The following is a 22,494-nucleotide window of genomic DNA, read 5'->3' as shown; positions in this document are numbered from 1 at the left end:
TCATGACAATTACTGCTGCACAAGTTAAAGAATTACGTCAACGCACAGCTGCGGGCATGATGGATTGTAAAAAAGCTTTACAAGAAGCTAACGGCGATATGGAACTTGCGATTGAAAATATGCGTAAGTCTGGCCAAGCGAAAGCGGCTAAAAAAGCGGGTAATATCGCTGCTGAAGGTACAATCTTAATTAAAACTGAAGGTGGCCTTGCTGCTTTAGTTGAAGTTAACTGCCAAACTGATTTCGTAGCAAAAGATAATAACTTCCTAGCTTTTGCTAATGAAGTTGCTGATGCCGCTCTTGCTGCTAAAGCAACTATCGAAGAGTTACAAGCTCAATTCGAAGAAAAGCGCATTACGCTAGTGACAAAAATTGGTGAAAACATCAATGTTCGTCGCGTAGAATACATTGAAGGTACTACATTAGCGACATACAGTCACGGCGCTACTATCGGTGTTGTTGTTGCTGGTGAAGGTGATGCAGAAGCACTTAAGCACATCGCTATGCACGTTGCTGCAAGCAAGCCTGATTACATCAATCCTGAAGATGTTCCTGCTGATGTTGTTGAAAAAGAAAAAGCGATTCAATTAGATATCTTAAAAATTGAAAATGACAAGCTTGAAGAAAACAAGAAAAAGCCTGTAGAATTGCTTGAAAAAATAATTATTGGTCGTATGAAAAAATTCACTGGTGAAGTATCTTTAACCGGTCAACCTTTCATCATGGAACCTAAGAAAACTGTCGGCGTTATCTTAAAAGAGAAAGGCATTTCAGTTGCTAACTTTGTTCGTTTAGAAGTTGGTGAAGGTATTGAGAAGAAACAAGAAGATTTCGCTGCTGAAGTTGAAGCACAAATCGCTGCGGCTAAAGCTTAATTCACCTTGGTGAATTGATATGAGTTAAAGCAAATTTCTTGAAAAAGCGCCAATTGGCGCTTTTTTTATGGCAAAATTTTGCAGGTAATCCAGGCGACAATAAGTCAGCTACTTTGGATAATGTGTAGTTATTGTTCAAATATCATACTATTTTATCAGTGAAAAACGATAAATAGCTTCTAGGGTAGACTTTTTTCATATTTGACTTTCGAACCGTGGCTAAACGTATTAAAATAGTCGCGGTCGATCAGACCTAGTCTATTTTAATTTAAAAATTCTTAAGGAATGTTTATTACATGAGCATCAACCCCAAACCAATGTATCGTCGAATTCTTTTAAAACTTAGTGGTGAAGCCCTAATGGGCGAAGAAGGTTTTGGCATAGATCCGAAAGTATTGGATCGCATGGCACAAGAAATAAAAGAATTAATCGAAATGGGCATTCAGGTTGGCTTAGTTATTGGCGGTGGTAATCTGTTCCGTGGTAAAGGCCTGGCTGAAGCCGGCATGAATCGTGTTGTGGGTGACCAAATGGGCATGTTGGCAACCGTGATGAATGGCTTAGCTATGCGTGACGCTTTACATCGTGCTTTTGTTAATACGCGTTTAATGTCAGCAATCGATTTAGCTGGTGTTTGTGACCGCTATAATTGGGCTGAAGCTATTAGCTTATTAAAATCTGGCCGTGTAGTTATTTTTAGTGCTGGCACAGGCAACCCATTTTTTACCACTGATTCAGCAGCGTGTTTACGTGGTATTGAAATTGAAGCGGACGTGGTGTTAAAAGCGACCAAGGTTGACGGCATTTACTCAGAAGATCCTGTGGCCAATCCAGATGCAACCTTATATAGCCATTTAACCTATCAAGACGTTTTAGAAAAAGAATTACAAGTGATGGATTTAGCTGCTTTTACGCTAGCGCGTGATCACAGTATGACGCTACGTGTGTTTAATATGAATAAACCTGGCGCATTAAAGTCCGTCATTATGGGTGGTGATGAAGGTACAACGATAGATCACGCCAAAAATTTAAATTAATTAGTGCAGGAATAAAATAGTGATAAACGAAATAAAACAAGACGCTCAAGAAAGAATGGCGAAAAGTATCGAGTCATTAAAAATTAGTTTGAACAAAGTACGTACTGGGCGAGCACATCGTTCATTACTCGATAATATTGTTGTCTCATATTACGGTATGGACACACCGCTTAACCAAGTGGGTAATATCGCTGTGCCAGACGCACGTACTCTAGCTATTACCGTATTTGACAAAGGTATGATTGGTGCAGTTGAAAAAGCCATTTTAAAGTCTGACTTAGGGCTTAACCCGTCATCACAAGGTACGTTAATTCGTATTCCTTTACCGGCGCTAACCGAGGAACGACGTAAAGACTTAGTTAAAGTCGTTCGTGCTGAGGCAGAAGGCGGTAAAGTTGCGGTACGTAATATCCGTCGTGATGCAAATACTGACATTAAATCATTGAATAAAGAAAAAGAAGTCAGTGAAGACGAAATGCATCAAGCGGAAGATGACATACAAAAGATTACTGACACGTTTATTAAACAAGTTGATGATATTTTGACCGTTAAAGAGAAGGAATTAATGGAAATTTAAAATTTTCATTGCTTAATCCATAACGCCGTAGATAATGACTACGGCGTTTTTGCATAGACCAATTTAATACTCAGCGTTAAGCTTACTATGGAGAGTATGTGAGTAAAACAGATAACCAAATTAACCCCTTGCTAGCAGCAGAGGCAAAAATACCTCAGCATATTGCTATTATTATGGATGGTAATGGCCGTTGGGCGCAGTTAAGAGGGAAAAAACGCGCAGCAGGGCATAAGTCTGGTGTTGAGTCAGTGAGATCTTCAGTCGCTACGGCAGCAAAAAGCGGTGTTAAAGCGTTGACCTTATTCGCCTTTAGTAGCGAAAACTGGCAACGGCCCGAAAGTGAAGTTGGCGTTTTGATGGATCTGTTTATGTTTGTGTTAACTCGAGAAGTTAAACGATTGCATAAAAATGGTATTAAATTTAATGTGATTGGTGACTTGAGTAAGTTTTCCAGCAAATTGCAGAAAATGATCCAAGACTCAGAAGCTTTAACGGCTGAAAATACTGGTATGGTATTATCAATCGCCGCTAACTATGGTGGTCGTTGGGATATCACTCACGCAGCAAAAAAATTGGCAGAAAAAGTAGCACGTCAAGAAATCACCGCTGATGAGATTACCGAAGCCGCACTGCACGAACAAACAAGTTTGGCGCAGTTACCTGAATTAGATTTATTGATCAGAACAGGTGGCGATTATCGCATAAGTAATTTTTTGCTTTGGCAAGCAGCCTATGCAGAGTTATATTTTACCGATATCTTATGGCCAGACTTCAATGAAAAAGAGTTTATAAAAGCGATTACTGTGTTTGACCAACGAGAACGACGTTTTGGTCAAACGGGTGAACAAGTAACTAATAAAAACTAAAAATACTTAATAACAATTTGATTAACCAAATGATCTACTTTTTAATGAGGAAAAATGGATAAATACCAGGCATAAAATTTAGTCAGTAGTTATTCTACTGATAAGTTTTATAACGCCGTATTTTTTCATTTTAACCAGTAAAAATTAACCGGTCATTAATCAAGTTGCTATAACACAATTTAAGGAATATCGTTTGTTAAAACAACGCATTATAACTGCATTAATACTCGCACCCGCTGCGATTTGGGCGATTTTTTATTTATCTCTAATTAACTTTGCAGCAGTAATGCTAGTTGTTATGGCTATTGGTGCTTGGGAATGGGGACCCTTAATGGGTTTTGCCAACAAGCGTCGCCGATTAGCTTTTGTGGGGATCACCAGTATATTAATAGCAACATTATGGCATTTTTTACCGCTTGAGCAATTGTGGCATGCGCCAAAGCTTTTACTTGAGCAAGCCAATATAGTGTTATGGTTAGCTGTTGCTTGGTGGTTGTTGTCTGCAGGTTTAACCTTTTTATACCCACGCTATAGCGCATTTTGGTCAAGTCATCGCTCGGTGCGCGGAATTTTTGGCTGTTTAACGTTAATTCCTACGTGGTTGGCTTTTATGGTGCTTAGAAGTAGCGATTATCAAGTAGACAGTTACCATGGCGCGCAATTGTTGATGTTCCTGCTTCTCATGGTGTGGAGTGCTGACGTTGGTGCTTACTTTGTTGGCAAGTCTATTGGCAAGCGCAAACTGTTACCCAATGTCAGCCCAGGTAAAACCTTAGAAGGTTTCTTAGGCGGGGTTATTTTTGCCTGTGTTATGGTGGCAGTTGCCGGTTATATTATTGATTGGTCTATAGCGCAGTATCGCGTTGTAATACCCGTAACGATTTTAATTACCACTATTTCTGTCTTGGGTGATTTAAATGAAAGTATGTTTAAACGTCAAGCGGGTGTGAAAGACAGTGGTACCATATTGCCAGGGCACGGTGGAGTACTTGACCGTATTGACAGTTTAACCGCAACAGCACCTATCTATGCGTTATGTTACGTATATTTGGGTTGGTAGCATAAATGCAAAAATTGTGTATTCTAGGCTCTACCGGATCCATTGGCAAAAGCACCTTAGATGTTGTGCGATTGCATCCTGAAAAATTTGATATTGTGAGTTTGTCGGCTTATTCAAGCGTTGATGATATGTTCAATCAATGCCTAGAGTTTCAACCTAATAAAGTCGTTATGGTCTCTGAAATACATGCCGAACTGCTTGTTAAAAAATTGATTGTCGCAAAACTTATTAACATTGAGGTGACCTCAGGTACTTCTGCGCTTGAAACCATCGCACAAGACCCGATTACTGACACCGTCATGGCAGCCATTGTCGGTGCTTCAGGCTTGTTGCCGACATTAGCAGCAGTAAAAGCCGGTAAAAAAGTGTTGCTCGCTAATAAGGAAGCTTTAGTGACTTCTGGCGCCATATTTATTGAAGCCGTAAAAGAATTTGGCGCCCAGCTTTTGCCGATTGATAGCGAACACAATGCAATATTTCAGTGTTTACCCTTAAGGGCACAACAACAACCAGGTTATTGTGACCTAGCTGATAACGGGGTGAGTAAAGTCTTATTAACGGGCTCAGGTGGACCGTTTAGAACCTGGGAGAGTCATGAGTTAGAGCATGTGACTCCTGCACAGGCTTGTGCACATCCTAATTGGGATATGGGCCGTAAAATATCGGTTGATTCAGCTACTATGATGAATAAAGGCCTAGAGTTTATTGAGGCCAAATGGCTGTTTAATCTTGACCCTGATGATATTCAAGTTGTGCTGCACCCGCAAAGTACTATTCACTCTATGGTGCAATATAAAGATGGCTCTGTTATTGCTCAAATGGGTAATCCTGATATGCGTACACCGATTGCGCATGCATTAAGTTTTCCACAACGCATTGAATCTGGCGTCGCACCCTTTGATTTTTTCGCAGCTAAATCATTAGAATTTCAAGCCGTCGACTTGGTTAAGTACCCGAATTTAAAGTTAGCCATTGATGCCTGTAAAAGTGGCCAAGGTGCATGTACGGCACTGAATGCCGCCAATGAAATAGCCGTTGATGCTTTTTTAAACGAAAAAATAAAATTTACTGATATTGCAAAAATAAATGAAACTTCTGTCAATAAATTTGTCTCAGAAAAGGTGACTTCAATTGAAGAGGTTGTTGCTTTGGATAAAAATGTTAGAGTCTTCGCACAATCACTGATAACTCAAGCCAAGCATTAGCGTAATTAAAGAGTAGTAGCATGTTAGAGTTTATATGGAATCTTGTGTCTTTTGTTGTTGCACTGGGTATTTTAATTACCGTTCACGAATACGGTCATTTTTGGGTCGCACGTAAAAACGGTGTGCAAGTAGACCGCTTTTCTATCGGTTTTGGTAAAGCCATTTGGCGTAAAGTCGACCGTCACGGCACTGAGTTTGTTATCGCCATGATACCACTGGGCGGATACGTAAAAATGCTCGATAGTCGAGTCGATGACGTAAGCGAAGCACAAATAAGTCGCACCTTTAATGCCAAGTCAGTGTATCAACGCATTGCCATTATAGCCGCTGGGCCTTTTGCTAATTTTGGCTTTGCTATTGTCGCTTTCTATTTAATGTTTTTAATTGGTGTGCCAAGCGTAAAGCCTATTATTGGTGAGGTAACTGCGGGTTCAATTGCTAGTGAAGCTAACTTACCAAAAAATAGTGAAATAATTGCTATTTCAGGGCAGGAAACCTTAGACTGGCAAGCGGTTAATTTAGCGTTAGTCAGTGCAATAGGTGACAACAATATTATCTTTACGGTAAAAACCGCTGATAGAACATCAAGTCAAGACTTTAACTTAAATACCAAAAACTGGATATTTGCTCCGGAAAAAGAATCCTCGATAGCCAGTTTAGGTTTTATGCCATATCGGGCTAATGTACAAGCAAAGTTAGCCGTTGTTGCAGCAGGTAGCCCAGCAGCAAAAGCAGGATTAGCCGTAGGTGATGAATTACTTTCGATTGCGGGTGAAAACATTAATGGTCAATGGCAGAAGTTTTCTGATCAAATTAAACTCTATCCAGACAAAAATATTCCGGTTAGGGTATTACGAAATGGTAAAGAATTAACGCTTAACGTTCAACCTGAGGCAAAAACGCAGCAAGGTAAGGTGATTGGTTATTTAGGCGTACAGCCGATATCGGATCCCTATCCAAAAGAATATTTATTTGAACAAGCTTATGGTCCAATATCTGCACTTGAACAAAGTGTGGTAAAAACATGGAATTTAGTAACATTAAGTTTTGATATGATTGGTAAGTTAATTACCGGTGACGTATCAGTTAAAAATTTAAGTGGCCCAATATCAATTGCACAAGGTGCAGGTAATAGCGCTAGTTATGGCTTTGTCTACTTTCTGGGCTTTTTAGCGCTTATTAGTATCAACCTTGGCATAATTAATCTTTTACCTTTACCTGTTTTAGATGGAGGACATTTGTTTTACTATTTTATCGAGCTTTTAACGGGGAAACCCGTGCCAGAAAAAATACAAGAAATAGGTTTTAAATTTGGTACTATAGCGTTACTAAGCTTAATGAGTATCGCCATATTTAACGATTTATCGCGATTATAACTAAAAGAAGTATATAAAGTTAATATTTTATGATTATTAAAAAACTTGCCCTGGCGGTATTATTAGGTAGTTTGGGAACATCAGTGCAAGCGGCTGACGATTTTCAAGTAGAAGATATTCAAGTTAAAGGCCTACAGCGTGTTGCGCTAGGAGCGGCCTTAACTCATATCCCATTCAATGTTGGTGATAACTTAAACGAGTTTCGTGTATCACAATCAATTAAGGCACTTTATAAGTCTGGCCACTTCAGTGACGTTGTGGTCTCAAGAGATGCTAATGCTGTTATTTATCGGGTCCGAGAAAGAGCAACGATTAGTGCCATTACTTTTGATGGTAATAAAGATCTCAAAGAAGAGCAATTAATCGAAAGCCTTGACGGCAGTGATATTCGTGTTGGTGAAACGCTAGATATGACCGTTATTTCAGGTCTTGAAGTCGGTTTAGAAGATTTTTATCACAGTGTGGGTAAATACAACGCTGATGTTAAAGCCAATGTCACTCACTTGCCGCGTAACCGCGTTAACATCGACTTTGTTTTTAAAGAAGGTGATGCTGCAGCGATAGAGCAAATCAATATTGTTGGTAATGAAAAGTTTTCAGATACCGAGTTGCTCGAGCGCATTGAATTAACTTATGATTCACCTTGGTGGGACTTTATGGCGCAAGATCGCTATCAAAAGCAAACCTTGCAAGGTGATATGGAAACCATTAAAAGCTACTACCTCGACCGAGGTTATTTGCAATATAAAGTTGATTCAACACAAGTATCAATGACACCGAATAAAGAAGCGGTATACATCACGCTTAATGTTACTGAGGGCGAGATTTATACCGTTAGTGAAGTTGACTTTATTGGTGATATGGCCGGCTTTGAAAAAACTATTCGTGCCATTACCCCGATTAAAACGGAAGAACTTTATAATGGTGCGCTGGTGACTTACTCAGAAGAGTTAGTCAGCAAGTTTTTAGGTCGTTATGGTTATGCCTATCCAAAAGTGGTGACTATTCCTGAAATTGATGAAGAAAACAAAACCGTGAAACTGGTGTTGTCTGTCGATCCGGGTAAACGAGTTTATGTTAATCGCATTAACTTTAAAGGCAATAATGTCACCTCTGAGAGCGTTTTACGCCGTGAAATGCGTCAAATGGAAGGTGCTTGGTTATCTAACAATCTCGTTGAAGGCTCAAAAGCTTGGTTACAACGTTTGCCTTATATGGAAACGGTTGAATTTCAAACTAACCAATTACCTGGTGAAGACGACCTCGTTGATATTGACTTTGAAGTGAAAGAACAACCATCGGGTTCATTTACCGCCGGTATTGGTTATGGCTCAACGACACAGTTAAGTTTAAACGCGGGTATCCAGCAAAATAACTTTTTAGGTACGGGTAATCGCTTAGGTTTTAGTATTAATACCTCAAGCTACTCAAAAAGTGCCAATGTTTCTTACACCGACCCTTATTTTACGGTTGACGGTGTTTCGTTAGGCGGTAATCTTTTCTATCAAGAGTTTGACGCCGGTAATGCCAACTTAGTTGAGTATAATAATAAAACTTACGGTGCGGGTATTACCTTAGGTTTTCCTATTAACGAGTATGTGCGCTTAAGTTTTGGTGCAGGTTATAAGAATAATGGTATTACTCGCTTAGAGTCTTACGAACAAATTCAGAAGTTTTATGAATTATATTCAGATCCTGATGATCCTGATGGTGGGTTAAATTTTGAGAACTTTGATATTAATGCCGCCATATCACGTTCAACGCTGAATCGCGGAACATTTCCTACTGCCGGCTCGCAACAAAGTTTATCTTATAAGATGACCACGCCTAACTCAGACGTGAATTATTTTAAAATTAACTTAGATACTAAATGGTATTTTCCGTTAACCCAGGACCAACGCTGGACTGTTTTAGCTAAGTTTCAGCTAGGTTATGGTAATGGTTATGGTTCTGTCGAAGGCAACGATCAAGTTTTACCATTTTGGGAAAACTTTAGAGCGGGTGGCTCTGGCACTTTAAGAGGTTTTGAGTCAAATATTGTCGGACCACGTGCCATATATCGCCGACCAACTTCAATTCCAGGAACACCGGATTCAGTTGGCTCTAATGGTGGCTGTTGTTTAGGTCCTGATCACGATTTCATTCAAACCTCTAGACGTTCTGTTGGTGGTAATGCTATTGCTATTGCAGGTCTTGAACTTATCGTACCAACGCCATTTTTAGATGAAGGCTTTAGTAACAGTGTTCGCACAAGTATATTTATTGATGCCGGTAATGTTTGGGATACCGAATTTGATTTAAACAGCTACAAAGACTTGAATAGCATTGAGCGTGAAAAAATTGATGACTACTCAGATGCAGGTCGCTATCGCGCGTCAGCAGGATTATCTGTACAGTGGTTATCACCCATGGGGCCAATGATTTTTAGTTTTGCTAAAACATTGAAAGAAATTGAAAGCGATGATACCGAATTCTTTAGCTTTAATATCGGCCAAACGTTTTAAGTTTTGCTTAAATAAAGGCTGTTAATTGACATAATTTAGCTTCCTTTAAATAAATAGGCTTGAACCAAATTAACTGAGGCGGTATAACTACCGCATAACAAAATTAAATAAAAATATTGAACAATATTTTAGGAGTAAAAATTGAAAAATTTGATTAAATCTATCGCTATGGCTACTGCAGCATCAGGGTTTTTATTAGCAAGTTCAGCTATGGCAGCAGAGCAAAAAATTGGTGTAGTTAACTTTCAAGAAGTTATGGGTAAAATTCCACAAACTGCAGCAATAATGAAAAGTCTAGGCGAAGAGTTTAAAGACGAACAAGCTGTGTTATCAAAACTTGAGACAGATATTAAGTACCTTCAAGAAAAGCGCAAACGCGATAGTTCTTTGATGAGTGCTAAAGATATTGCAGATTTAGAAGCTCAAATTGGTACGCTTTATCAAGATTATCAAGCGAAAGGCAAAGAGTTTCAGGAAAAAACTGGTGCGCGTAAAAACGAAGAAACTAATAAAATCATCGCATTGGTTCGCCAAGCAATAGACAATATTGCTGCAAAAGGTGATTATGATTTAGTACTTGAGCAAAGTGCCGTAGTTTATTCAAAACCAGACTCTGCCATCACAGCAGAAGTGGTTAAGCAAGTTAGTGTACTGAAGTAATAATTTATTGTCAGGCAGTTTGAATAAAAACTAATACAGTTCTTTATTCTTTGCTTTCTCGCCTATTTAATATTCCGAATCAAGTTGATTCGGAATATTGCGTTTAGCCCTAAGATGGCTAGCACTTTTCTTTAAGTCGAAATGGATTAAATAATTGACTACATTCAATGAGACAAAGAGTCATGTTCAATACGGATAATTGCTGCTACATACGCTGATGACTTACACCCATGTAAGAAGATGGCTCTACAGTATAAGTCAATACTTGTACGTCTATGTAAGCCAATAGAAAAAAGTCGCAGCACATTGTTGAAATAGTTAACGGATGTGATAGTGCACAACGAAACAGTGTGCTACTTAGACGATTTGAAGCTGAACAATTAATTTACCTGCCTGTTATAACGGCTACTTTAAACTTTACCTTAGACAACATATAAAAAGTTGATGCTTATGAGTTACATTCTTGCAGACATTGCAGAAAAAATAGGGGCTGTTGTTCAAGGCGATGAACAATGTGAAATATTGAGTATTGCCACCTTAGCTGGGGCATCATCCGGACAAATCGCTTTTTTAGCGAACAGTAAATACAGTGAACAATTAGTAACAACTCATGCCAGTGCCGTTATTGTCACCGAAGCTGACGCGGAAAAATGTCAAACTAATGCCTTGGTCATGGGTAACCCTTACATGGGCTATGCTTTAGTTGCGCAGTTACTTGATACAACACCAAAACCTGCCCACAGCATTCACGCCAGTGCTGCTATCGATGATGGCGCTATTATTGGTGAAGGCGTGACTATTGGTGCTAATGCGGTGATTGAAGCCGGTGTGAATATTGCAAACGGCGTCAGTATAGGTGCAGGGACTTTTATTGGTATTGGCGCTCAAATAGGTGCTAACTCTAGTATTTGGTCTAACGTTAGTATTTATCATGGCGTGGTTATCGGTAAAAATTGCTCAGTGCATGCTAATACCGTTATTGGTTCCGACGGTTTTGGTTATGCAAATAATAATGGCAGTTGGGTGAAGATACCGCAATTAGGCACAGTTATTATTGGCGATAATGTCGAAATAGGGGCGAGCACAACAATAGATCGTGGCGCTTTAGGTGACACTATTATTAATAATGGCGTTATTTTAGATAATCAAATTCAGATTGCTCATAATGTGGTAATCGGTGAGAATACCGCCATGGCGGCTTGTAGTGTTATTGCTGGCAGTACTGAGGTTGGAAAAAATTGCGTTATTGCTGGCCTTGTTGGTATAAATGGTCATATTAGCATCGCTGATAACTGTGTATTTACCGGTATGACCATGGTAACAAAAGCGATATCTGAGCCAGGGGTTTATTCATCTGGCATGCCATGTCAACCCAATAAAGAATGGCATAAAAATAACGCAAGAATTAAAAAACTTGAATCGTTAACTAAACGCTTAAGTACAGTAGAAAAAGAATTATCTCAATTGAAATAATTCTCGCTAACGAAAGAATTCATTAAGTTAATGACGATGAGTAAAAACTTGCACTTAAACGTCATAATTAAATACATAAAGGAATAAATTTTGGAATCGCAAAATAATATTATCGATGTTGAAGGAATTAAACAGATCATTCCACATCGTTACCCGTTTTTATTAGTTGATCGTGTACTTGATTATACGCCTGGAAAGTCAATCCATGCGATAAAAAACGTCACAGTCAATGAGCCTGCATTTATGGGACATTTTCCAAGCTATTCTATCTTTCCAGGCGTACTTATTCTTGAGGCGCTGGCGCAGGCTAGCGGTATTCTAGGCTTTAAATCAGTTGCAGATAAAGTCGATGGTGAATTGTTTTTATTTGCCTCAATTGATAAAGCAAAATTTAAAAAGCCCGTTCATCCTGGAGATACCATGCATTTGCATTTAGAACTTATTAAAGAGCGCCGTGGCATGTGGAAGTTTTACGGCGAAGCTAAAGTTGATGGCAAAGTGGTATGTTCTGCGGATTTAATGTGCGCAAGAAGAGCAATATAATATGATAAATTCAACGTCATTGATCCATCCGCAGGCTATTATTGAAGCTGGGGCCGTTATTGGCAAAAATGTTAACATTGGACCATGGACTCATATCGCAGCGAATGTTGTTATTGGTGATAATTGTCAGATAAGTTCACACGTAGTTATTAATGGCCCAACGACTATTGGTAATGGCAATCGTATTTTCCAATTTGCTTCGATTGGTGAAGATTGCCAAGATTTGAAATATGCCGGTGAGCCAACAGAATTGGTGATCGGGGACAACAATGTTTTTCGTGAATACTGCACCGTGCATCGCGGTACTATTCAAGACAATAATCTCACGCAAATTGGTAGCAACAATTTATTTATGGCTTACACCCATGTTGCGCATGACTGTATGGTTGGCAGCCACTGTATCTTGGCAAACGGTGCGTCAATTGCAGGCCATGTTCACGTTGGCGACCATGCCATTATTGGCGGTATGACCGGTGTGCATCAGTTCTGTCATATTGGCGCGCATTGTTTTGTTGGCGCCAATTCTTTAATTCTTAAAGATATTCCTCCTTATGTTATGGCCTCAGGCCAACCGGCAAAACCTTTTGGTTTAAATAGTGAAGGCTTAAAACGCCGTGGTTTTGATAAAGAGGTTATCTTGCATATTAAACGTGCTTATAAAGCGGTTTATCGCCAAGGCTTAACGGTTGATGAAGCCATGAAAAAAATTGCTGAAGGGGATGCAAGTCTAGCTGAATTAACCTTCTTCACTGACTTTATTAAAAATTCAAGCCGCGGTATTATCCGTTGATTTTCCTGTGATTAAAGTGAATTCAAAACCGTTAACTGACAATAACTTACCGAGTAGTGAAACGATGAATGATGCTGTAGTAACTTTTGCTATGGTGGTTGGTGAGCATTCTGGCGATACCTTAGGTGCGAGCTTAATGCAACAACTGCAACTGAGTTACCCTAAGGCCAAGTTTATCGGTATTGGCGGCCCTAAGATGTTGGCGCTGGGCTTTGAAAGCCTATTTGATATGGAAGAATTATCGGTAATGGGGGTTTTTGAAGTGCTTGGTCGCTTACGGCGGTTACTGCATATTCGAAAAACTTTAAGCGATTATTTTATTGCCAATAAACCTAACGTTTTTATCGGTATTGACGCGCCTGACTTTAATATTAGCTTGGAAGCACGGCTAAAAACACAAGCGATAAAAACTGTACATTATGTTAGCCCTTCAGTTTGGGCTTGGCGCGAAAAGCGCGTTTTCAAAATTGCCAAAGCCACCAATATGGTGCTGTCTTTATTACCTTTTGAAAAAGCTTTTTACGACAAACATCAAATACCTTGTACCTTTGTTGGCCATTCGCTTGCTGACGATATTCCGCTGGTGAGTGACAAACGCATGGCGCGACAAGCGCTCGGTTTATCTGAGTCAGCAAAAATACTGGCACTGATGCCAGGTAGTCGCGCAGGAGAGCTTGCACGACTGGCTGAACCATTTTTATTGACAGCAAGAAAACTCTTGAGTACTGAGCAGGCAAGTAGCGCTGAAATTATCTTTGTTGTGCCTATGATCAGTGAGCAAAGGGCGCAACAATTTCATCAACTACATCATAAAATTGCGCCAGAGCTTTCGGTACAGGTTATCGTTGGAAAAACTCAACAAGTCATGGCTGCCAGTGACTGTTTATTAACCGCATCAGGTACGGTCACGTTAGAAGCCGCCTTAGTAAAACGCCCAATGGTGATTTGTTACAAGTTTAACCCGTTGACTTATCATATGTTTAAAGGTTTTGTGAAATTGAAGTGGTTTTCATTACCCAATCTACTTGCTAACAAAAGCTTAGTGCCTGAGCTGTTGCAAGCAGAGGTTAGTGTAGAAAATATTCTACCTTTAGTTACAGAGCGTTTGTTTGAAGATCAGTCTGCGTTGAATCAAGCTTATACTGATATCCACTTAACGCTTAAGCAAAATGCTAGCAAGCAAGCGGCTAAAGCGGTTATCGACTTATTATAATAGTGAACTAGAGTAATTATGCCTGCAGTTAAAAAAGTTTTTCCACCTTTTGAATATCCCTTAGCCTACTGCATTGCCGGTGTTGATGAAGTGGGTCGTGGGCCATTGGTCGGCGATGTCGTGACGGCTGCGGTGATATTAGACCCCGATAATCCTATTGAAGGATTAATGGACTCAAAAAAGCTCTCAGAAAAAAAAAGACAGCATTTGTCAGGAGAAATTAAGCAACGTGCTATTGCTTGGTCAATAGGCCGTGCGTCGCCAGAAGAAATTGACAGCCTTAATATTCTCCACGCTACCATGTTGGCGATGCAACGTGCTGTGCAAGGCTTAAACGTGACACCTGATTACGTCTTAGTCGACGGTAACCGTTGTCCAACGTTTGCTCATGAAAGTGGTCATATTACCGGGCAAAGTGTAGTTAAAGGCGATGCGCGTGTAGCAGAAATTAGTGCCGCCTCAATTTTAGCGAAAGTAGCCAGAGATGGCGAGATGGTCGCCTTAGACAAGCTATACCCTTACTATGGTTTTGCACAACACAAGGGTTATCCAACAAAAGCACATTTAGAAAAAATCATTGAACATGGGGTATTAGATTGTTATCGCAGAAGTTTTAAGCCTGTCGCCAATGTACTTGCTAATACACCAGCCCATATTACCAATAATTAGAGCACTAGATGTCTGAATCTGAGTTCCCAATATCTGCCGCACTATCGGGTCAATTAGTCAGCGCTAATGATCCCAAGTTTATTCATCTAAGAGTGCATAGTGACTATTCTCTGTCTGATGGTTTAAAAAAAGTTAAGCCCATTATTGCCAGAGCAGCCGAGTTAAATATGCCAGCGATGGCATTAACCGACCAAACTAATTTATGTGGTTTAGTTAAGTACTACCATGCCGCACACAACGCCGGTATGAAACCTATTATAGGCTGTGACTTTTGGGTTAAAAGCGCTGCGCTTGAAGATGAACTATCACGTTTAGTGATTTTAGCAAGTAACAATGTAGGCTATAAAAACTTAACAGAATTAATCTCTCAAGCCTATTTACGTGGCCATATTCAAGGTAAAGCGGTACTAGACCGCGATTGGCTAATTGAGCGCGCAGAAGGCTTGATTTTACTTTCGGGTGGCCGAGAAGGCGATATTGGTAAAGCATTACTAAAAGGTAATAATGAACTTGTTGATGAAATGCTCGGTTTTTATCAAGAATATTTTCCTAATTGTTATTATATTGAGCTGATTAGAACCGGTCGTAACGATGAAGAGAATTACCTTCATCTTGCTGTAGATCTTGCCTCTCGTTATGAGCTTCCTGTTGTTGCCACCAATGAAGTGATGTTTTTGAGTCCAGATAACTTTGATGCTCACGAAATTCGCGTCGCTATACATGACGGTTACACTTTAGACGATAAACGTCGGCCAAAAAAATATTCTAAAGAGCAGTATCTTCGCACTGAAGAGGAAATGTTAGCCCTTTTTGCTGATATCCCCGAAGCACTAGCCAACTCAGTCGAAATTGCAAAACGCTGTAATGTTACCGTGCGCTTAGGGGAATATTTCTTACCTGATTTTCCTACTGAGGGCTTATCGATTGAAGACTTTTTGGTTAAAGTATCAGAAGAAGGTTTAGAAGAAAGATTAGAATTTTTATTTGATAAAAACGCCCCTGATTATGCCGAAAAACGTAAACCTTATGACGAACGTTTAGCTATTGAGCTAAAAGTGGTTAATAACATGGGTTTTCCGGGTTATTTCCTGATCGTGATGGAGTTCATTCAGTGGAGCAAAGATAATAATATTCCGGTCGGACCTGGACGTGGTTCAGGGGCAGGTTCGTTAGTGGCTTATGCCCAAAAAATCACCGATCTTGATCCACTTGAATATGATTTACTTTTTGAGCGTTTTCTCAACCCTGAACGTGTCTCTATGCCTGATTTTGATATTGATTTTTGCATGGACAGACGCGATGAAGTGATTGACCACGTTGCAGAGTTATATGGCCGTGATGCGGTATCGCAAATTATTACCTTTGGTACTATGGCTGCAAAAGCGGTTATTCGTGATGTTGGCCGAGTGCTTGGTCATCCTTATGGTTTTGTTGACCGTATTTCAAAGTTAATCCCACCGACACCGGGCATGACCTTAGCAAAAGCGTTTGAAGAAGAGCCAAAGCTGCCGGAGATGTATGCTCAAGACAGTGACGTAAAAGATCTTATTGATATGTGTCGCATCTTAGAGGGCACAACACGAAATGCCGGTAAACATGCCGGTGGTGTGGTTATTTCGCCCACCACGATTACTGACTTTGCACCCCTTTATTGTGATGAAGACGGTAAAAATCCAGTCACCCAATTTGACAAAAACGATGTTGAGGACGCCGGTTTAGTTAAATTTGATTTTCTTGGTTTACGTACCTTAACCATTTTGCAGTGGGCCATAGAAATGGCTGATGAAAAACTGTTGAAACAGGGTAAAGAGCGGATTGATTTAGCGACCATCAATCTCGAAGATAAAGCCAGTTTTAAAGTGTTATTAAGGTCGGAAACAACGGCTGTTTTCCAACTTGAATCCAGCGGTATGAAGTCACTTATCGCAAAACTTAAGCCGGATTGCTTTGAAGATATTATTGCCTTGGTAGCACTGTTTAGACCTGGGCCTTTGCAATCAGGCATGGTTGATAACTTTATTGAACGTAAACATGGCCGTGAAGCGATAAGTTATCCTGATGCAACTTGGCAACATCTTGACTTAAAACCTATCCTTGAGCCCACTTACGGCATTATTCTTTACCAAGAACAGGTTATGCAAATTGCCCAGGTGCTAGCGGGTTACTCGCTGGGTGGCGCAGATATGTTACGTCGTGCAATGGGTAAGAAAAAGCCAGAAGAAATGGCCAAACAGCGTGAGGGTTTTGAAGCCGGTGCTGTTGGCCGTGGCGTTGATGGTGAGTTGGCGATAAAGATTTTTGATTTAGTTGAAAAATTTGCCGGCTATGGTTTTAACAAATCACATTCTGCCGCCTATGCTTTAGTGTCTTATCAAACGCTGTGGATGAAAACCCATTTTCCAGCACCTTTTATGGCGGCAGTAATGTCAGCCGATATGGATAACACAGATAAAATTGTTACCTTAGTTGATGAATGCGGCAACATGGGACTTGATTTATTACCACCAGATGTTAACCGTGGCCACTATAAGTTCACCGTCAATGACGCCGACCAAATTATCTATGGTATTGGCGCGGTCAAAGGTGTTGGTGAGGGCCCGATAGCAGCCATAATCGCCGCACGTGAAAGTGATGGTGAGTTTATTGATTTGTTTGATTTTTGTGCTCGAGTTGATTTGAAAAAAATTAATAAACGCATATTAGAAAAACTAATTAAGTCTGGTGCCATGGATGCGCTTGGGCCTAATGCCAAAGACGGGCCACATCGCGCTGCCTTGTTTGAGACTTTACCCGAAGCGCTAAAAGCGGCTGAGCAACATGCCAAAGCACAAGCTATTGGGCAAAACGACTTATTTGGTTTGATTAATGAAGAGCCAGAAGACAATCGACAAGCATTTAAAACCGTTGCAAAGTGGCCTGAACAGCGCTGGTTAGATGGCGAAAAAGAAACATTAGGTTTATATTTAACCGGTCACCCAATAAATCGTTATTTAAATGAAATTAAACGTTATGCAACCGGGCGTTTAGTCAGCTTACAGCCAACTAATAAAGATAAAACTAGCATAGCCGTAGGCTTGGTTTTAGCGGTGCGGGTATTAGTCAACAAACGTGGACGGCGCTGGGCCTTAGTCACGCTAGACGATAAAAGTGCGCGTATGGATATCCGATTATTTCCAGATGACTACGATAGGTTCGCTGAATTGCTGATATCTGATGCAATTTTGGTCTGTAGTGGACAGGTCAGCTTTGATGATTACTCTGGGGGTATTACAATGACTGCTCGAGATATTATGACCATTGCTGATGCACGGGAAAACTATGTCACGTCATTAGATTTGCAAATCGATAAAAATCAGCTATCAGGACGATTTATCGATCAGTTTACGGAGGTGTTAATGCCTTATAAAGATGGTATTTGCCCAGTTCGTGTTTTTTATCAAAGAGATGAAGCGCAAGGTATGCTAGAGTTGGGAGTACAGTGGCGCGTATCGCCAAGCGACACGCTATTATACGATTTGAAAACCCTATTGGGTGAAGAGCAAGTCGAGTTAAAATTTAAATAGGTAGCGTTTATTAACAACGGTACTCAAAGCCAACATAGGTAAGAATAATCATATGTCACTAAATTTTTTAGATTTTGAGCTCCCCATTGCGGAACTTGAAGCAAAAATTGAAGAATTGCAATTGGTCAATAATGGCCAAGGATTAGATCTTGATTTAGAAGATCAAATTTCTCAGTTGCGAGAGAAAAATAACGAACTCACTCAAAAGATTTTCTCTGGCTTAGATCCTTGGCAAACGGCGCGAGTTGCCCGTCATCCTCAGCGCCCATATACCTTAGATTATCTGCCACGTATTTTTACTGAATTCGATGAATTGGCTGGCGATAGAGCCTATGCTGATGATAGAGCTATTGTTGGTGGCACGGCGCGTTTAGACGGTCGACCTGTGATGATTATTGGTCATCAAAAAGGTCGTTCAACTAATGAGAAAGTTAAACGTAATTTTGGTATGCCACGTCCAGAAGGTTACCGTAAAGCCTTGCGTTTAATGAAAATGGCAGAGCGCTTTAAAATGCCAATTATCACTTTTATTGACACCCCGGGTGCATATCCTGGTATTGGCGCTGAAGAACGTGGTCAAAGTGAAGCAATTGCGACGAATTTAAAAGCAATGTCACGTTTAAATGTACCGATTATTTGTACTGTTATCGGTGAAGGTGGCTCAGGTGGTGCACTCGCTATTGGTGTTGGTGATAAAGTGAATATGCTGCAATATTCAACTTACTCAGTTATTTCTCCAGAAGGCTGTGCCTCTATTTTGTGGAAAACGGCTGATAAAGCACCGACAGCAGCAGAAGCTATGGGTATTACGGCTAAACGTATTAAAGAGTTAGGGCTTATCGATAGTATTGTTGAAGAACCCTTAGGTGGCGCTCATCGTGATATGGATCAAATGGCGGCATTTCTTAAGCAAGCGTTAAAGTCTGATCTTGCTGAACTTGATAAACTTTCCAGCGATGAATTAATTGAAAGTCGTTATGATAAATTAATGTCATTCGGCTACTGTTAAAACCATAAAAAGCGACCGACAAAGGGTCGCTTTTTATATGCTTGGTAACACTTCCCTTAGTCATCATATTTTATACGCGATGTTGTTTTAGAACTGTGAATATAATTGAATTAGCACTGGTGAGTTTCTTTAAACCTACACCAGAAAAACCTATTATTATTGCCTATAGCGGTGGTGTAGACTCCCAAGTACTACTTGTTGCCTTGGCAAAATTAAAACAACAGCAACAACTGCCCAATGCTATTGTTGTTTGTCATGTTAACCACGGTTTAAGTCCTGATGCCGATGCGTGGCAAACGTTTGCACAGCAAGAATGCGATAGATTATCTTTAACTTTTATCAGTCATAAATTAAATTTAAAAAAGCTAGCACAGCAAAGCTTAGAAGCGATTGCGCGTGATGCACGCTATAAAGTTTTAGTGCAAGCAAGCACTGAACCTGCCTTTATTGTTACTGGTCATCATCTTAATGATCAAGCAGAAACATTTTTATTGGCCTTAAAACGTGGCTCGGGATTAAAAGGTTTATCGGCTATGCAGGTAAGCTTACCGTTAGCGCAGCATACGCTTGCTCGGCCACTGTTATCGATATCTCGTAGCGATATTGTTGCCTATGCCAATCAGCAGCAACTGAGTTGGATTGAAGATGAGTCTAATAGTGATGAGCGCTTTGATCGAAATTTTTTGCGTCATCAAATTTTGCCAACATTGGATGCGCGTTGGCCAAGTATCAATAAGACGATAGCGCGCAGTGCTGAGCATTGCTTGGAAGCGCAGCAACTGCTAGATGAATTAGCGCAGCAAGACTTAGCGGATTGCCAATATTTGTCTTGTCAGTTATCTGTTGCTAAATTGAATGCACTGAGTGAGCCAAGGCTTAAAAACCTGTTACGCTATTTTTTATCTAGCCATGATTTTTTGATGCCAAGTCGTCAACAACTAATGCAAATATGCCAACAATTAAATGCACAAGCTGATAAGTCGCCGGTTGTTCAGTTAGCCGCGTGTTGCATAAGGCGATATAAAACAGCGCTGTATTTAACCGCTATTTATCAGGATCTTTCAAAATGGCAACAGAGTCTAGATGTAGCGGTTTTAGCCGATGAAAAATCCTTTCAGGTTTGTCTTCCAGATAAATTAGGCGTGTTGAGCTTTTCGAGTTTATCAACACAAGAGCAAGATATAAGTCATTGGCAAGCGTTGATCAAAAGACCCAAAAACAATCAAATAGTCACGATACGTTTTTCTCACGAAAATCCTATCTGTTTACCGCAATACCGACAGCATTCACGCCCGGTAAAAAAAGTATTACAAGAGCTTGCTATCCCGCCATGGCAGAGAAAAAGATTACCTTTTATATATTATGATCATGAACTAGTCGCTGTAGCAGGGCAGTTTGTTTGTCAGGCCTATGTCGCTGATAACAAAAATTCAGCGTGGGCTATTTCATGGCAGGGTGAACTGTCTTTTTAAAGTTACCGTGTAACGAATAAACTAGACAGTTCTGGTGCATAAGTGGTAAAAAATATTTCATCAATACGTTATCTTAATAACTCAAATAACAATAATTCAAATAATAATAACTTAAATAAGAGCAACTATGACAACAGAAAATACTCCTTTAGAAAGTCAGTCACTTTTTAGCAAACTAAAAGCGATTAATATTGTTAACCAAATCATTATTGCTATTATTTTGGGCATTGCTTTAGCACTTGTTGCACCTGCTATTGCTCAGTCATTTTCCATGCTGGGCAGTTTATTTGTCAGTGCATTAAAAGCGGTAGCGCCTATTTTGGTCTTAGCTTTAGTCGCGTCATCTATTGCGAATCAAAAACCGAATAGTGATGCGAATTTGAAGCCTATTGTCGGGCTTTATTTAATTGGCACTATAAGTGCGGCATTAGTGGCGGTGGTATTAAGTTTTATTTTTCCTGTGCAATTAACCTTAGATTTAGTTGGCGCCAGCGCTAATCCCCCACAAGGTTTAGGTGAAGTATTATCAACATTAGCCTTTAAAATTGTTGATAACCCTTTCAATGCCGTTGTTACTGGTAATTTTATTGGTATTTTAGCTTGGGGCTTAGGTTTAGGCTTCGCGTTGAAAAAAGGCAGTGATTCAACCAAGGTGATGGTGCATGATTTTGCTGAAGCTATTTCAAGTATTGTTAAGTTAGTTATTCGTTTCGCACCCTTAGGCATCATGGGTTTAGTTGCCAATACAGTAGCGACAACAGGCTTTGATACCTTAGGTGAATTTAGCCACTTAGTGCTGGTACTTTTAGGCTCAATGCTGATCATGGCATTGATCGTTAATCCCGTCATTGTTTACTTTGTTATGCGTAAAAATCCTTATCCGTTAGTGCTAAGGTGTTTAAAAGAGTCAGGTATTACTGCATTTTTCACACGTAGCTCGGCAGCAAATATTCCTGTAAATATGGAATTATGTGAAAAACTTGATTTACATGAGGATACTTATTCGGTCTCTATCCCTTTAGGTGCCACTATTAACATGGCTGGAGCGGCCATCACGATTACCGTATTAACCCTGGCGGCAGCGAACACTTTAAATATTGAAGTGGATTTTGCTACTGCTATTTTATTGAGTGTTATTGCGGCGGTATCAGCTTGTGGTGCTTCAGGCGTTGCGGGTGGTTCATTATTACTTATTCCACTGGCTTGTGGTTTGTTTGGTATTGATAATGACATTGCTATGCAAGTGGTGGCGATAGGTTTTATTATTGGTGTTATTCAAGACTCAGCAGAAACAGCACTGAATAGCTCTACAGATGTTGTTTTTACGGCAGCAGCCTCGCATCATATTACTAAAAATTTATAAGACATTTAGCTTAAATTTTAGTGTGCTTTATTACTGTCCTACGGAATAAACTGAAAAAAACCATCGTCCTGAAATATATTCGGCTCGATGGCTTTATTGCATAAAGCAGTAAAGCAGTAAAGCTTTAAAGCTGCTTTAGGCAAAATAGAGTAAAACACTGTCATTAAATAAATTGTGTGGCTTAATTTCTACCGTGGCAATAATCAGCACTTCTTAAATCGCTTAATTAAGAGCATAAT

Annotated in this window: 18 protein-coding genes; all 18 read left to right on the top strand. The window is 39.9% G+C overall.

From position 1 onward, the window contains the following. Nucleotides 1-2: 2 nt before the first annotated feature. Nucleotides 3-875 carry a translation elongation factor Ts gene (tsf, locus tag H4J65_RS10895; protein ID WP_182185707.1) on the top strand — a complete coding sequence of 291 codons (873 nt, stop codon included), beginning with the start codon at nt 3-5 and terminating at the stop codon, nt 873-875. Nucleotides 876-1,171: 296 nt separating this feature from the next. Beyond that, a complete protein-coding gene (gene pyrH / locus H4J65_RS10890) occupies nt 1,172-1,912 on the top strand; it encodes a UMP kinase (RefSeq protein WP_182137639.1) in 741 nt (246 codons plus the stop codon). 19 nt (nt 1,913-1,931) lie between these two features. Then, nucleotides 1,932-2,489, top strand: a complete 558-nt coding sequence (gene frr, locus H4J65_RS10885) for a ribosome recycling factor (RefSeq protein WP_182137640.1) — start codon at nt 1,932-1,934, stop codon at nt 2,487-2,489. A 98-nt stretch (nt 2,490-2,587) separates the two neighbouring features. Continuing rightward, nucleotides 2,588-3,355, top strand: a complete 768-nt coding sequence (locus tag H4J65_RS10880) for an isoprenyl transferase (protein WP_310649933.1) — start codon at nt 2,588-2,590, stop codon at nt 3,353-3,355. Between the two features lie 193 nt (nt 3,356-3,548). Further along, nucleotides 3,549-4,415: a phosphatidate cytidylyltransferase gene (locus tag H4J65_RS10875; protein ID WP_182198167.1), complete on the top strand. Its 867-nt coding sequence runs from the start codon at nt 3,549-3,551 to the stop codon at nt 4,413-4,415. A 5-nt stretch (nt 4,416-4,420) separates the two neighbouring features. Continuing rightward, on the top strand, nt 4,421-5,620 hold the full coding sequence (gene ispC / locus H4J65_RS10870; RefSeq protein ID WP_182198166.1) for a 1-deoxy-D-xylulose-5-phosphate reductoisomerase: 1,200 nt from the start codon (nt 4,421-4,423) through the stop codon (nt 5,618-5,620). A 20-nt stretch (nt 5,621-5,640) separates the two neighbouring features. Further along, nucleotides 5,641-6,996 carry a sigma E protease regulator RseP gene (gene rseP / locus H4J65_RS10865; protein ID WP_182198165.1) on the top strand — a complete coding sequence of 452 codons (1,356 nt, stop codon included), beginning with the start codon at nt 5,641-5,643 and terminating at the stop codon, nt 6,994-6,996. Between the two features lie 29 nt (nt 6,997-7,025). Continuing rightward, nucleotides 7,026-9,500 (top strand): outer membrane protein assembly factor BamA, encoded by a 2,475-nt coding sequence (gene bamA / locus H4J65_RS10860; RefSeq protein ID WP_182198164.1) that lies wholly within the window; start codon nt 7,026-7,028, stop codon nt 9,498-9,500. A 141-nt stretch (nt 9,501-9,641) separates the two neighbouring features. Continuing rightward, nucleotides 9,642-10,160 carry an OmpH family outer membrane protein gene (locus tag H4J65_RS10855; protein WP_182137646.1) on the top strand — a complete coding sequence of 173 codons (519 nt, stop codon included), beginning with the start codon at nt 9,642-9,644 and terminating at the stop codon, nt 10,158-10,160. A gap of 450 nt (nt 10,161-10,610) precedes the next feature. Continuing rightward, the gene (gene lpxD / locus H4J65_RS10850) at nt 10,611-11,633 is read left to right on the top strand and encodes a UDP-3-O-(3-hydroxymyristoyl)glucosamine N-acyltransferase (RefSeq protein WP_182198163.1); all 1,023 of its coding nucleotides are present in this window, start codon (nt 10,611-10,613) and stop codon (nt 11,631-11,633) included. A gap of 90 nt (nt 11,634-11,723) precedes the next feature. Beyond that, nucleotides 11,724-12,176, top strand: a complete 453-nt coding sequence (gene fabZ / locus H4J65_RS10845) for a 3-hydroxyacyl-ACP dehydratase FabZ (protein ID WP_182137648.1) — start codon at nt 11,724-11,726, stop codon at nt 12,174-12,176. A gap of 1 nt (nt 12,177) precedes the next feature. Continuing rightward, nucleotides 12,178-12,966, top strand: coding sequence for an acyl-ACP--UDP-N-acetylglucosamine O-acyltransferase (lpxA, locus tag H4J65_RS10840; protein WP_182137649.1), 789 nt, complete (start codon nt 12,178-12,180; stop codon nt 12,964-12,966). Between the two features lie 64 nt (nt 12,967-13,030). Next, on the top strand, nt 13,031-14,179 hold the full coding sequence (gene lpxB / locus H4J65_RS10835; protein WP_182198225.1) for a lipid-A-disaccharide synthase: 1,149 nt from the start codon (nt 13,031-13,033) through the stop codon (nt 14,177-14,179). An 18-nt stretch (nt 14,180-14,197) separates the two neighbouring features. After that, complete coding sequence (gene rnhB, locus H4J65_RS10830) at nt 14,198-14,848, top strand: ribonuclease HII (protein ID WP_182185723.1); 651 nt, start codon at nt 14,198-14,200, stop codon at nt 14,846-14,848. 8 nt (nt 14,849-14,856) lie between these two features. Further along, on the top strand, nt 14,857-18,411 hold the full coding sequence (gene dnaE, locus H4J65_RS10825; protein WP_182198162.1) for a DNA polymerase III subunit alpha: 3,555 nt from the start codon (nt 14,857-14,859) through the stop codon (nt 18,409-18,411). 52 nt (nt 18,412-18,463) lie between these two features. Next, nucleotides 18,464-19,420 carry an acetyl-CoA carboxylase carboxyl transferase subunit alpha gene (gene accA, locus H4J65_RS10820; protein ID WP_182137652.1) on the top strand — a complete coding sequence of 319 codons (957 nt, stop codon included), beginning with the start codon at nt 18,464-18,466 and terminating at the stop codon, nt 19,418-19,420. Between the two features lie 95 nt (nt 19,421-19,515). Then, complete coding sequence (gene tilS / locus H4J65_RS10815; RefSeq protein ID WP_182198161.1) at nt 19,516-20,892, top strand: tRNA lysidine(34) synthetase TilS; 1,377 nt, start codon at nt 19,516-19,518, stop codon at nt 20,890-20,892. A 127-nt stretch (nt 20,893-21,019) separates the two neighbouring features. Next, nucleotides 21,020-22,255 (top strand): serine/threonine transporter SstT, encoded by a 1,236-nt coding sequence (sstT, locus tag H4J65_RS10810; RefSeq protein ID WP_182137654.1) that lies wholly within the window; start codon nt 21,020-21,022, stop codon nt 22,253-22,255. Nucleotides 22,256-22,494: the final 239 nt, after the last annotated feature.

The sequence above is a fragment of the Colwellia sp. MB02u-9 genome (genome assembly GCF_014077085.1).
Lineage (GTDB): Bacteria > Pseudomonadota > Gammaproteobacteria > Enterobacterales > Alteromonadaceae > Cognaticolwellia.
Note: the sequence above shows the minus strand (reverse complement) of the source record. Positions and strands in the feature narration are given on the sequence as shown.